Origin of the sequence: Pseudomonas sp. NPDC086566 (genome assembly GCF_050280885.1) — a bacterium.
Classification (GTDB): domain Bacteria; phylum Pseudomonadota; class Gammaproteobacteria; order Pseudomonadales; family Pseudomonadaceae; genus Aquipseudomonas; species Aquipseudomonas vlassakiae.
In genome coordinates, this window is the sequence record NZ_JBNNWD010000005.1 from 483,859 (window position 1) to 495,865 (window position 12,007).

Annotated in this window: 11 protein-coding genes and 1 riboswitch; of the genes, 1 reads left to right on the forward strand and 10 read right to left on the reverse strand. The window is 64.9% G+C overall.

From position 1 onward, the window contains the following. The 6 genes from ACQKPS_RS14625 to cobO are packed head-to-tail and all read right to left on the reverse strand — an operon-like array spanning position 1 to position 5,892. A complete protein-coding gene (locus ACQKPS_RS14625; protein WP_254481081.1) occupies positions 1-1,455 on the reverse strand; it encodes a cobyric acid synthase in 1,455 nt (484 codons plus the stop codon). Next, entirely contained in the window at positions 1,452-2,444 is a 993-nt protein-coding gene (cobD, locus tag ACQKPS_RS14630) for a threonine-phosphate decarboxylase CobD (protein ID WP_427604585.1), read from the reverse strand. The genes ACQKPS_RS14625 and cobD overlap by 4 nt, the downstream gene beginning before the upstream one ends. Beyond that, a complete protein-coding gene (gene cbiB, locus ACQKPS_RS14635; protein ID WP_427604587.1) occupies positions 2,437-3,345 on the reverse strand; it encodes an adenosylcobinamide-phosphate synthase CbiB in 909 nt (302 codons plus the stop codon). Before cbiB ends, cobD begins: the two co-directional genes overlap by 8 nt. Next, a complete protein-coding gene (bluB, locus tag ACQKPS_RS14640) occupies positions 3,342-3,992 on the reverse strand; it encodes a 5,6-dimethylbenzimidazole synthase (RefSeq protein WP_254481084.1) in 651 nt (216 codons plus the stop codon). The genes cbiB and bluB overlap by 4 nt, the downstream gene beginning before the upstream one ends. Next, positions 3,989-5,284, reverse strand: a complete 1,296-nt coding sequence (locus tag ACQKPS_RS14645; protein ID WP_427604589.1) for a cobyrinate a,c-diamide synthase — start codon at positions 5,282-5,284, stop codon at positions 3,989-3,991. The genes bluB and ACQKPS_RS14645 overlap by 4 nt, the downstream gene beginning before the upstream one ends. After that, positions 5,281-5,892 carry a cob(I)yrinic acid a,c-diamide adenosyltransferase gene (cobO, locus tag ACQKPS_RS14650; RefSeq protein WP_254481086.1) on the reverse strand — a complete coding sequence of 204 codons (612 nt, stop codon included), beginning with the start codon at positions 5,890-5,892 and terminating at the stop codon, positions 5,281-5,283. The genes ACQKPS_RS14645 and cobO overlap by 4 nt, the downstream gene beginning before the upstream one ends. A gap of 118 nt (positions 5,893-6,010) precedes the next feature. Then, a riboswitch (cobalamin riboswitch) is annotated at positions 6,011-6,229 on the reverse strand. 166 nt (positions 6,230-6,395) lie between these two features. Between cobO and ACQKPS_RS14655 the strand changes: the two genes are divergently transcribed. Beyond that, entirely contained in the window at positions 6,396-6,974 is a 579-nt protein-coding gene (locus ACQKPS_RS14655; RefSeq protein ID WP_313202698.1) for a hypothetical protein, read from the forward strand. Between the two features lie 78 nt (positions 6,975-7,052). Here ACQKPS_RS14655 and ACQKPS_RS14660 read toward each other — a convergent pair whose 3' ends face one another. The 4 genes from ACQKPS_RS14660 to hda form a co-directional block, all read right to left on the reverse strand. Continuing rightward, on the reverse strand, positions 7,053-9,596 hold the full coding sequence (locus tag ACQKPS_RS14660) for a dermonecrotic toxin domain-containing protein (protein ID WP_427604592.1): 2,544 nt from the start codon (positions 9,594-9,596) through the stop codon (positions 7,053-7,055). 119 nt (positions 9,597-9,715) lie between these two features. Further along, the gene (locus tag ACQKPS_RS14665) at positions 9,716-10,249 is read right to left on the reverse strand and encodes a C40 family peptidase (RefSeq protein ID WP_254481089.1); all 534 of its coding nucleotides are present in this window, start codon (positions 10,247-10,249) and stop codon (positions 9,716-9,718) included. Between the two features lie 135 nt (positions 10,250-10,384). Next, positions 10,385-11,023 carry a C40 family peptidase gene (locus ACQKPS_RS14670; RefSeq protein WP_313202701.1) on the reverse strand — a complete coding sequence of 213 codons (639 nt, stop codon included), beginning with the start codon at positions 11,021-11,023 and terminating at the stop codon, positions 10,385-10,387. 127 nt (positions 11,024-11,150) lie between these two features. Continuing rightward, positions 11,151-11,858, reverse strand: a complete 708-nt coding sequence (gene hda / locus ACQKPS_RS14675) for a DnaA regulatory inactivator Hda (protein ID WP_003252443.1) — start codon at positions 11,856-11,858, stop codon at positions 11,151-11,153. Positions 11,859-12,007: the final 149 nt, after the last annotated feature.

A 12,007-nucleotide genomic window follows, 5' to 3' on the forward strand; every position in this document is an offset into this window, starting at 1 on the left:
TCAGGCGACTCCGCAAAGGGTGCGCAGGTGCGCGGTATCCAGGTGATCTTCCACCAGGTCGGCCAGGCGCTCGATGTCACGTTCGCGCAGGGCCTCGTAATCGATGGTCTGCACATTTTCCAGCCCCGCCCAGCGCAGCAGCGCGGCACACGACTGGCTGCCCTCGAACAGGCCATGCAGGTAGGTGGCGAGGATCTGGCCATCGGCGCTGACAGCACCGTCACAACGGCCATCGGCAAGCTGCACCGACGGCCGCTCCAAGGCAGGCCCGGCAGTGACCCCCGCATGAATTTCATAGCCGGCGACCGGCGCATTTTCAAGACTCAGGGTCCCGGCAACGTTACGCAGTTGCTTGTCGGCTTCGAGCACCGTCGCGTAATCAAACAGGCCGAGCCCGGGGCTGGAACCGGCAGCGCCCTCCAGGCCAAGCGGGTCGTGCACTTCGCGGCCGAGCATCTGCAGGCCTCCACAGATGCCTATCAACTTGCCACCATAGCGCAGGTGGCGCTCGATGGCCTTGTCCCAGCCACGCTCGCGCAGTTGCGCCAGGTCGCCACGCACGCTCTTCGAGCCAGGCAGGATGATCAGGTCGGCGGCCGGGATAGGCTGGCCCGGGCCGATGAACTGCAGGTCGACCTGCGGATGCAGGCGCAGCGGGTCGAAATCGGTGTGGTTGCTGATGCGTGGCAACACCGGGACGATCACCTTGAGCAGCCGCTCCTGCTTGGCGCCCTGACGGATGTCGATGCCATCCTCGGCTTCCAGGTGCAGGTCGGTGACATAGGGCAGCACGCCCAGCACCGGTTTGCCGGTGCGTTGCTCCAGCCAGTCCAGGCCCGGCTGCAGCAGCGCGATGTCGCCACGGAAACGGTTGATGACGAAGCCCTTGACCCGCGCCTGCTCGCTCGGCGACAGCAGTTCGAGGGTGCCGACCAGATGGGCGAACACCCCGCCACGGTTGATGTCGGCCACCAGGATCACCGGGCAGTCGACCGCCTCGGCAAAGCCCATGTTGGCGATGTCACCGGCACGCAGGTTGATCTCGGCCGGCGACCCAGCCCCCTCGACCATCACCACCGGGTAGGCGGCACTGAGGCGCTGATGCGAGGCCAGCACCGCCTGCATGGCAATGGCTTTGTAGTCGTGATAGGCCACCGCATTCATGCTGGTGACCGCGCGCCCGTGGATGATCACCTGGGCGCCCGTGTCGCTGTTGGGCTTGAGCAGCACCGGGTTCATGTCGGTGTGCGGTGCCAGTCGGCAGGCCTGGGCCTGCACCGCCTGGGCGCGGCCGATTTCGCCACCGTCGGCGGTCACCGCGCTGTTGAGCGCCATGTTCTGCGGCTTGAACGGCACCACACCGACGCCCTGGCGCAACAGCCAACGGCACAAGGCGGTAACCAGCGTGCTCTTGCCGGCGTCGGAGGTGGTGCCTTGCACCATGAGGGTGGTCATGCCGTTTCCTTCTGGTAATCAGCCAGGGCCTGGGCCAGGCGCTGCTCGTCGGCAGCGCTTGCCGGCAGGCCAAGGCGTATGGCCGCAGGCTGCTCGAACAGACGCACGAGGATGCCGCGGCGGGCGAGAAAGTCATGCAACCGGGCTGCGCGCGTGCTGCGCACGTACTGGAACAGGTCGCAGCCGCCGCTGGGCGCCAGGCCGCAGCTCTGCAGCAGCGCCGCCAGGCGCCGGCTTGCCAGGGCGCAGCGTTCGATCTGCGCCCGATGCGCCGCCTGGTCGACAAAGCAGGCTTGCGCCAGTACCCGGGTCGGGCCGCTGATGGTCCACGGCCCGAGCCATTCGGCCAGGCGCCGCAGCAGGGAGGGTTCAGCCACCACACAGCCCAGCCGCACACCGGCCAGGCCGAAGAACTTGCCGAACGAACGCAGCACGATCAGGCCCGGGCGCTCGGCGCAATCCGCCACGCTGTGTTGCGGTGAGTTGTCCATGAACGCTTCGTCCACCAGCAGCCAGCCACCGCGTTCTGCAAGCCGCGCATGCCAGGCCAGCAGCCGTTCGCGTGGTACAAGCCGCCCGGTCGGGTTGTTCGGATTGACCAGCACCAGCACGTCGAGCTGATCGAGCTGCGCCTCGACCTGGCTTTCGTCCAGCTCGATCAGCTGATGCCCCGCTCGCTGCCAGGCATGCGGGTGCTCGGCGTAGCATGGCGTCAGCACACCAACGCGCCCCAGCGGGCGCAGCAGGGGCAAGGCCTGGATGGCCGCCTGGGAGCCTGCCACGGGCAGCAGTTGCCGCACACCGTAGTAGTGCCGCGCAGCGTCCTCCAGCCCGTCGTCGGTCTCCGGCAGGCGTGCCCAGGCTTCTGGCGCAATGGGGGGAATCGGGTAAGGCCAAGGGGCAATGCCGCTCGACAGGTCGAGCCAGTCCTCGCGGGCAATCCCGTATTGCCGCACTGCCCGCAGCAGGCGGCCACCGTGTTCAAGCATTCAGATAGGCTCCCAGGCAGATCAGCAGTACCCACAACCAGACGCCACGCTGCACCAGGCTCCAGCCGCGCTCGATGGCATCGGCATCGGCCATCGGCCCTTCACCCAGGCGCGGGCGCTCGTGCAGTTCGCCGTGGTACACCGCCGGGCCACCCAGTTCGACACCCAGCGCACCGGCACCCGAGGCCATCACCGGCCCGGCGTTGGGGCTGTCCCACAGCGGCGCCTGCTTGCGCCAGCAGGCCAGGGCCAGGCGCGTCCTGCCCAGCAGCGCGTAGGTCAGCGCCACCAGCCTGGCGGGAATGTAGTTCAGCACATCGTCGATGCGCGCGGCGCACCAGCCGAAACGCTCGAAGCGTTCATTGCGGTAGCCCCACATCGCATCCAAGGTATTGCTCAAGCGGTACAGCACGACCCCCGGCGCACCGGCCACGACAAACCAGAACAGCGCAGCGAACACCGCATCGCTGCCGTTTTCCAGCACCGACTCGGTGGCGGCGCGGGCCACGGCGGGTTCGTCCAGTTCGCGGGTTTCCCGACTGACCAGATAGCCGACACGACGCCGCGCCTCTTCCAGATCACCTTGGCGCAAGGCATTGGCCACCGGCAGCACATGCTCGCCGAGGCTGCGCAAGCCAAGGGCGCAATACAGCGCCAACACATCCACCAGCCAGCCGACACAGGGCAGCCAGGACAGGACCAGCGCCACCAGGGTCAAGGGCACCACGGCCAGGAACCAGGCGCTCACGCCGTGGCTGCGCCAGCCTCGTCCACCGGCATTCAGGCGGCGCTCCAGGCTCGACGCCAGGTTGCCGAAGCCCACCAGCGGGTGCCGGCGCCTGGGCTCGCCCAGCAGTGCATCGAGGGCCACGCCGGCCACCGTCAGCAGGGCCACGCTCATGGGCGTTCTCCCCATTGGTTCTCGAACAGCATGTCACTCAAAGGGCGTTCCTCGGCCCAGTTTTCCTGGACCAACATTGGCTGTGCGTAGAATTCGCTGACCGGCCCCAGGCACAACACCGCCACCGGCTTGGCGCCCGCGGGCATCCCCAGCAGCGCGGCCAGGGCTTGCGGGTCGAACAGGGACACCCACCCCAACCCCAGGCCCTCGGCGCGGGCGGCCAGCCACAGGTTCTGGATCGCGCAGGCCAGTGACGCCAGGTCCATTTCCGGCAGGGTGCGGCGGCCGAAAATGTGCGGCTCGCGGTTGTCCATCAAGGCCGCCACCAGAACTTCGGCACAGTCGCTGATGCCCTCGACCTTGAGCTTCATGAAATCATCCGAGCGTTGGCCCAAGGCTTCGGCAGTACGCACTCGCTCCTCTTCGACCAGGCCCTGGATGCGCCCGCGCAGCTCGCGTTGGCTGATGCGGATGAAACGCCAAGGTTGCATCAGGCCGACACTGGGCGCCTGGTGCGCAGCGGCCAGCAGACGGCCGAGCAGCTCAGGCGCGACCGAGCCACCGGCAAAGTGGCGCATGTCGCGGCGTTCACCGATCGCTCGGTAGATCGCGGCGCGCTCGGCCGCGCTGTAGGCGTGATCCGTCATGGTCGCAACAGCGCCGCCGCCGCATCAGGGTTGGATGGGAAATAAAAGTGCACGTAGGAGGCGGTCAGCCGGCCCAGCCGATACACCGCTTCGTTACCGCGCCCGCCGTTGGGGCTCAGGCCGCGGGCGATGGGCTCCAGCTCGGTGCTGGTCAGCGAATGATGATAGGTGTGTCCGCGCAAGGTGCCTTCCGGCAGTTCCACAGCCTGCAGGGCCAGGGCCGCCAGGCGCTTTTGCATGGTCGCCTCACCGGGCAGCAGGCCCAGCAGCTCGGCACGCTCGCCAGCGACATCGGTCAGCGCCTCGAGCAGATACAGCATGCCGCCACACTCGGCCAGCAAGGGCTTGCCCTGGGCATGATGGGCACGGATCGCCTCGCACATCGGCGTATTGGCGGCCAGCGCGTGGTGATGCAGCTCCGGATAGCCCCCTGGCAGGTACAGGCTGTCCACTGCCGGCAGTTCACGATCGTGCAAGGGGGAGAAAAACGACAGCTGCGCGCCCAGGTCGCGCAACAGATCGAGGTTGGCGCCATAGATGAAGGCGAACGCTTCGTCACGTGCCACGCCGATGCGCACGCCACTCAGTGACCCCGCGCACGGCTGCGAGGCCGGCGCGGCAAACACCACGGGCGGCGGCAAGGCAGCATCGCAGCTGGCGCCGAGCGCTTCGGCAGCCGCATCCAGGCGGGCATCCAGGTCGTTCAGTTCGCTGGCCTGGACCAGCCCCAAATGGCGGCTGGGCAGCTCGATGCCGCGCTCCCGCGACAGCCCACCATACCAGCGCAGGCCCTCGGTCAGGCTGCCTTCGAGCAGTTGCGCATGGCGCAGGCTACCGACCCGGTTGGCCAGCACCCCGGCGAACGGCAGGTCGGCCTGATAACGTGCCAGGCCCAGCGCCAGGGCACCGAACGTCTGGGCCATGGCCGTGCCGTCGATCACCGCCAGTACCGGCACGCCGAAGTGGCGAGCCAGATCGGCGCTCGACGGCGTGCCATCGAACAGGCCCATCACCCCTTCGATCAGAATCAGGTCGGCCTCTGCTGCGGCTTGCCACAGCAGGCGACGGCTTTCCTCGGCACCGATCATCCACAGGTCGAGCTGGTACACCGGCGCGCCACTGGCCCGCTCCAGGATCATCGGGTCGAGGAAATCGGGGCCGCACTTGAACACCCTGACCTTACGCCCAAGGTTGCGGTGCAGGCGGGCCAGGGCTGCGGTGACGGTGGTCTTGCCCTGGCCGGAGGCAGGTGCTGCGATCAGCACCGCCGGGCAGCTGCGCGTTGCACTCACAGTTCGACGCCCTTCTGCGCACGAATACCGGCCTGGAACGCATGCTTGAGCATGCCCATCTCGGTCACGGTGTCGGCCAGTTCGATCATTTCAGGCTTGGCCGCCCGGCCGGTGACAATCACATGCTGCATCGGCGGCCGGGCCTGGATGTCACCGAGCACCTGGTCGAGGTCGAGGTAGCCGTGCTTGAGGGCGATGTTCAGCTCATCGAGCACCACGAACTGCACACCGGGGTCTTGCAGCAGCTGACGCGAAACCGCCCACGCGGCTTCGGCAGCGGCGATGTCACGTTGGCGGTCCTGGGTCTCCCAGGTGAAGCCTTCGCCCATCACGTGGTAACGCACCTGCTCGGGGAAGCGGCGGAAGAACAGTTCCTCACCGGTGCTGTTGCGACCCTTGATGAACTGCACCACGCCGCACTGCATGCCATGGCCCAGGGCGCGAGCGAGCATGCCGAAAGCCGAGCTGCTCTTGCCCTTGCCGTTGCCAGTGAGCACCAGCAACAGGCCGCATTCATTAGGGGCGTTGGCAATGCGCTCGTCGATGACCGCCTTCTTGCGCTGCATGCGCGCCAGGTGGCGTTCGTCGCGTTCGGTGGATTCGCTCATGAAGGGTTCTCCGCAGGCTGTCGCCGCAGGCAAGCGACGACAGGAAATAGGCGGGCAAACGGAGAACGCGCAGGGGCCATGGCCGCAGCCACGGTGCACCGCGCATCACCCTCCGTGATGCCGTTGGCAGTTTCAGGCCGGTCTCCGGGCTCGTGAGCGGGCAATCGGCCCTGGCCTGCGCGCCTTCCCGGGTTCGTACCCAGTGGCTCTGCGCGGCCGCTACTCACCTACCGTTGCGGGGGCAGCGCCGGAATCGCGCCCTGCTGGCGACCACCGGCTTCCCAGTTTCACCCTGCCCAGTCGGGGCTGGCAGGGCACCTGAAACACGCCGCGAAGGTTAGAGGGTTGCACTGGGAGCGTCAATCGAACGCCGTCGATTAGCGTTGGCAAATTGGCCGGGGTCAATGGCCGATCCGCCAGGTTGTGCCAGACTGAAGACAGTGATATCACATAGCCACTAATTTGCGCCGAACGCCATTACAACGACAACAGGAGTGCGCAGCATGCAAGGCCAGATCATCAACAATCCGCGCCTGGAATTCCTCCGCCCGGTTCTGGAACGCTGGGTCGACTGCATCGACCGCTTCAATCAGTTCAACGGCGATGCCGAAGCGCCGTACTGGCATGGTACACAGGCCAATATCGGCATGCTTGCCGCAGCCGCCTGGCAGGCCGAACTGGCAGCGCTGCCACAGTTTGCCAGCAAGAAGCAGCGTGACGAGGGGGAACAGGAGGGACGCTGCGACCTGTCGATCTGCAGCGCCGACGAGGCGCTCTATATGAGCGTAAGCCAGCGCTGGCCAAGTATCGCCCAACTGGACATGACAGCGGCTCTGCAACAAACCGCCAACCTTGCCCGTCATGTGGCCTACCCCAGCCAATTGAAGGCCGGGGCGCTGTTCGTCACGCCCTGGAAGGCAGGCCAACATGCCAGCCCGGAACAACTGCAGGACCTGGTCGATGACCTGCAAAAGCACACGGCCTGCGCCATCGCCTGGTACTTTCCTTATGCCTATCGCAAGTTGCACAACGCGCTCGGCCAGTATTTCCCAGGGGTGGCGCTGCTGATGAAGCAGGCATGAGTTCAACGGCGGATCAGCGCCAGTACCCTGTCCGTTATTGCACAGGTGGTGGCTTTCGCCTGAACCCCGTTTGCGGCCTCAGGACGGGAAGAAGCGTGCGGCCACCGCAGCCGACCTGAAACGCGCACGGTAGGCGCTCAGGTCGAAAGGCTGCGCGGTGCGCAGGTCATGGATCACGCCCGAGGCCGGCTTGCCAACCTGCTTGAGGGTAACCTTGATGAACCGGTAGCGCTCACCGTAAACCTGCTCCAGGCCTTCGATGCGGAAGTAGTGGCCGGGCAGGAACAATGACTCGGCTTCGTCCCAGTACTGAGAGAAGGCACTGATTGGAACGGCATCGTGATACGTGCCGCTGGATAGTTCGAAGACCACCGAGCTGTCATCGAACACCCCCGGCAAACCTTCCGGCGCCTCGCTGCCGGGCAAGGAAGCGAACTCCGCAACCTTGTAGGGGTTTTCGGTGAACGACGTCAGGTCGGTATTCACCAGTACATCCCCCACCCGCAAATGGCCGTTGCGATAGTACTCGCCGCTGGTACCGCGCGAGCGGTTGCCACCACGGTACAGCTTGGCCTGGTTGTTCTTGGGCAGCAGACCCAAGGTGTCGGCGAGGTCCATGATGAAGCTGTCCTCATCACCGTACTGGTACGTCCCGGAGCGAAACACATCGTTCACCTTCGCCTCGTCGCTGGTGTAGTACTCGATCAGGGTGTTGAAGTATTGGTTTCCGTAACGATAGGAGTAATACCGCCGGCCCCGCACAGAAACGCAATCCAGCCCGCGCTCGTCTAAGTCCGGCGCGCGTCCGCGCTCCAGTTCGGCGATCGGCCAACGCTTCAGCAAGGCCTTTTGCCGCTGAAGTGCCAGCGCAGACATGCCCCTGCTTTGCGTGCCGTTGGTCAGGACGTAGGTATCCCAGAATTGCGAAGTGACACTCTGCATGCCTTCGACAGCCGGCGGCGCGCCAGCCAGAAGGCGTGGCGGTTGCAGCAGCTCCCACTCGCCGGCATCGTTGAGGCGCACCGGATGCAATGGGCCAAAGGCGAAGGGATTGTCCGCCGGCACCACCAGCCAGACCTGCAACTCACTGCTGAAGCGCACCCGATAGGAAAGGCCGTTGAGCACGATCCAGCAACTGCCATCCTCGTTTACACGGATACCGCGCAGGCGCCCCGCCTGCACGGTTTCACCGGTCCCCAGCACATTACTTTCCTGCCCCTCCACGGGCAGCGACGCGGCAGCGACGGCCTGCCAACCCTCCAGCGACGCGTTGGCCTCATGGGGCGGCGCCACGTATTCGAGCGAGGCAAAACTGGTCTGGAAGCCGATATCGACCATGTTCAGGGTGGCATATACGCTTTCCAGCATGGCCGAGCGCAGCGCGGCCCTGCGGCCCCGCTCATCGCTGGCATGCAACGCCTCGTCGACATCCAGCCCGACCTTGCCGATGCCAGCACCCAGCAGGCTCAGGGATACCGGCCAGCCCAGTGGCGCCAGGCCACCGAAGACACTGAGAAAGGCCGCCAGGTAACCACTGCACATGGCCTTGCGCAGCCTGGCGTTATCGCGCATCAGGTTGGCAGTACGGTGCATTTCGTCGGCTGCCTGTTGGGCCATCCAGGCAAACAGATCGCTGCCCAGTGGCTGCCTGAAGCCGTTCAATGCCGCCAGCGCCGCCTGGTCGGTTGACGCATTGGCTACCGTCAGCAGATTACCCCGAATCACCCGGCTGGCAGCCAGGTCGCGTGGGTTGGCGTGAGCGCCCGAGACGAAGCCGCCCAGCGTTTCAACACTTTGCAGTTGCGTCGACAGCCAGCTGGCCAGCTCCAGCTCCGAAGCGAAAGCTTTGAGCGCTTCGTCCGACCAGGGCATGTAAGCCAGCAGGCGGCCATTGCTCATTTCCAGTGCGAGCAGGCAGCCGCGGTCTTCTGGGCCGAACATATAACGGTACACCGGCAGGGGTGCTTGTGTGCCCCGCTCCAACACGGCCAGGCTTGGCAACGCACCTTCGGCTAACTCGCTGGAAACCATGGAACGCAGCCGCTGCGCATCTTGCGGTGAAATCCTGCCTGCTCGCGAGGCACCCATGGCCTGGCCCAGCAGATTGAGCTTCGCGAGCAAGGCAAAATGGCCGCCATGGGCCAGCCAGAACTGCTCGACCTGGTCCCGATACAACTGCGCGAAGTCCAGCGCCCACAGGTCTTTCTGCACCTCGCTACCGAGCATGGGCACTTCATTGCGCTCGTCAAAACTGCCAGCGTGCGGCCCCTGCCGGTAGAACCCGCCGCGCTGGTCGAGCTCGTCGGCGGCGTCCTGGAAATGCAAGTCGAAGCGGTCGATCACCAGCTCGGTCATGAGCAGCGACTTCTGCGGCGGCCCACTGTGCTGCCAACCGGTGAAACTGCGGTTGCTCGAACTTTCACTGTTGAACTGGTGCCACCAGACAAACCGCGGGTCCATGTCGCGGCCGGTGTGCTTGCGCAGAATCTGCGCTGCATGGGTCTTGGCCAGCAGGAAGAGATCCGGGTAGTTGCGGATCAGGTCATCGATCAACGCCACCAGCGGCCGCCCGGCATCGAGCGCATCGAGGCTGCGGATCATTCGTTGCTTGAGGTTGTTCATGGTCCACTCCAGACCTTGCCAAACGGGCAAGCATCGTTGCTCGTTCAGGCACGGGCGAAGTGGTAGAAGAATGCAGCCGCTCAGCCCGCATTGCGCAGGCCAGGCAAGCAATCAGCGTTTCAGGGATTCTGCGCCAGGCTGCCCTGGGGGATCACACGCTTGGCCTGCAGGTAGGCCTTGGCCCAATAGCTGTTGGACAGGTAATCCAGTCGCACCGTACCGCCCGTGCGGGGGGCATGGACGAAGCGACCTTCCCCGACATAGATGCCCGCATGGCTGACCTGTGAACCGCCGCCAGTAGCGAAGAACACCAGGTCACCCGACTGCAGTGAATTGATATCCACGGTCGGCGCGCGCATGACGATCATCTCGCGGGTCGAGCGCGGCAGACTGATGCCTGCAGCGTCGCGGTACACGTATTTGATGAGACCGCTGCAATCGAAGCCGGAGTCCGGGGTGTTGCCACCCCAGCGATACGGCGTGCCAACCAGGCCGATCGCACGCATCAACACGTCGTCGGCGAGCGGCGAGCCTTCAGGCTGGCTGTAGGTAATCTGTGGCTGCACCACAGGGGCCGGTACAGGGGCACGGCTGGAGCAGGCGGCAAGCAATGCCACCAGGGAAAGGAGTGCGAAGCGCGCCATCATCGCCATGGCCAGAACTTCCTGTCTGAAACCGAACGGCCGCAGCCGAAAAGAGTTGAGAAATTAGATTAGACGCTTTCTGTAAATGCGCACGGCGGCGAGCTTTTCAGCTACGCCGCCGTGGCAGGATATATCATTTTGACATCAGTTGCGCGCGATATTGGTGGTCGGCGCCATGGCCAAGGCACGCTTGGCTTCGATGAAGGTCTTGCTCCAGTAGCGATCACCGAGGCTGTCGATGCGCACACCACCGCTGCGGCGGCTGCTGGAGTGGATGAACTGGTTGTCACCCAGGTAGATGCCGGCATGGCTGACACGGCCACGGCCATTGGTGCTGAAGAACAGCAGGTCGCCTGGCTTGAGCTTGTTGCGAGCCACCTTGGGCGCATCGACGTTGATCATTTCGCGGGTCGAGCGCGGCAGGTTCATGCCGGCCTCTTCGCGGAACAGGTAGCCGATGAAACCGCTGCAGTCGAAACCGGAGGCTTCCGAGGTACCGCCGAAGCGGTAGCGGGTGCCGATCAGCGACATGCCGCGCTCGAGGATGCTGTCGGCCAGCACCGGGAGCTGATAGGGCTTGCTGCTGGAGAAGGCCTCCAGGTCATCTTCAGTGGCCTGCTCTTCTTCGCCGAAAACGGACGAAGGCGAAGCCTTGGCCTTGTTGACCGATTGCGAGGCAACCGGGGTGTGATCCTGGGGCTGGGAAGCCGGGCCGTGGGCCGCGCAGCCAAACAACAGGGTCACGAGTGCGAGTGGCACGAGGGGTGCGAAGCGCTTGAGCATGGGCACGACCGTGTCTGTAATCCTTTAGAAGGGTGAAACTATGCCCTCTATCATGGCCATTTGCAAATTTTATCGAAAAAGATGTGACTTTTTCGTTTTGCGCCTCGGAGCCCTGTGTTTACGGGCTTTACCAGCCGAGGGTTTCCTTCAGGAAGGGGATGGTCAGCTTGCGCTGGGCCTGCAGTGAGGCCTGGTCGAGACGTTCGAGCAGGTCGAACAGCGCGCTCATGCTGCGCGCACCGCGCGTGAGGATGAAATGGCCGACTTCGTCGGTCAGGTGCAGACCACGGCGCGAGGCGCGCAATTGCAAGGCGCGCAGTTTGTCTTCATCGGACAGGCCACGCATCTGGAAGACCAGCGCGAGGGTCAGGCGGGACTTGAGGTCAGGCAGCTTGATCGGCAGTTCACGGGGCGAGGCCGAGGCCGCCAGCAGCAGGCGGCGGCCGCTGTCGCGCAGGCGGTTGAACAGGTGGAACATCGCTTCTTCCCAGTCCGCCTTGCCGGCGATCACATGCAGGTCGTCGATGCACACCAGTTCATATTGGGCCAGGTAATCGAGCAGTTCCACGCCGCGATCGAGCAATTGCGCCAGAGGCAGGTATACCGCCGGTTCGCCGCGTTGCTGGAAGCGATGGGTGGCTGCCTGCAACAGGTGGCTGCGCCCAACGCCCTGCTTGCCCCACAGGTAGATGAGGCTCTCGGTCCAGCCGGCGTCGGCTTCGCACAGCCGCTCGACATAGCCTAATGCCGCAGCATTGGCGCCCGGATAGTAGTTGATGAAGGTGGCGTCATCGCGCAGGCGCACACCCAGGGGCAACTGGATCGGTGGTTTCATGCTCGCGGGCGGTCGGCAGGACCGCAGGGGGCCTTTGGTGAACAATGTGCAAAGTCTATACCCGCATTGCAGGGCGCACAATCATGCAGGCGGATTGCCCAAGCAAAATCAACGAGTTGCGCCACTTTGGGGCGACGCAACCAAGGCCT

Bases quoted from the DNA above. Each gene is read 5' to 3' on its own strand.
- ACQKPS_RS14625 (WP_254481081.1), bottom strand. From the start codon at position 1,455: ATGACCACCCTCATGGTGCAAGGCACCACCTCCGACGCCGGCAAGAGC.
- cobD (WP_427604585.1), bottom strand. From the start codon at position 2,444: ATGCTTGAACACGGTGGCCGCCTGCTGCGGGCAGTGCGGCAATACGGG.
- cbiB (WP_427604587.1), bottom strand. From the start codon at position 3,345: ATGAGCGTGGCCCTGCTGACGGTGGCCGGCGTGGCCCTCGATGCACTG.
- bluB (WP_254481084.1), bottom strand. From the start codon at position 3,992: ATGACGGATCACGCCTACAGCGCGGCCGAGCGCGCCGCGATCTACCGA.
- cobO (WP_254481086.1), bottom strand. From the start codon at position 5,892: ATGAGCGAATCCACCGAACGCGACGAACGCCACCTGGCGCGCATGCAG.
- ACQKPS_RS14655 (WP_313202698.1), top strand. From the start codon at position 6,396: ATGCAAGGCCAGATCATCAACAATCCGCGCCTGGAATTCCTCCGCCCG.
- ACQKPS_RS14660 (WP_427604592.1), bottom strand. From the start codon at position 9,596: ATGAACAACCTCAAGCAACGAATGATCCGCAGCCTCGATGCGCTCGAT.
- ACQKPS_RS14665 (WP_254481089.1), bottom strand. From the start codon at position 10,249: ATGGCGATGATGGCGCGCTTCGCACTCCTTTCCCTGGTGGCATTGCTT.
- ACQKPS_RS14670 (WP_313202701.1), bottom strand. From the start codon at position 11,023: ATGCTCAAGCGCTTCGCACCCCTCGTGCCACTCGCACTCGTGACCCTG.
- hda (WP_003252443.1), bottom strand. From the start codon at position 11,858: ATGAAACCACCGATCCAGTTGCCCCTGGGTGTGCGCCTGCGCGATGAC.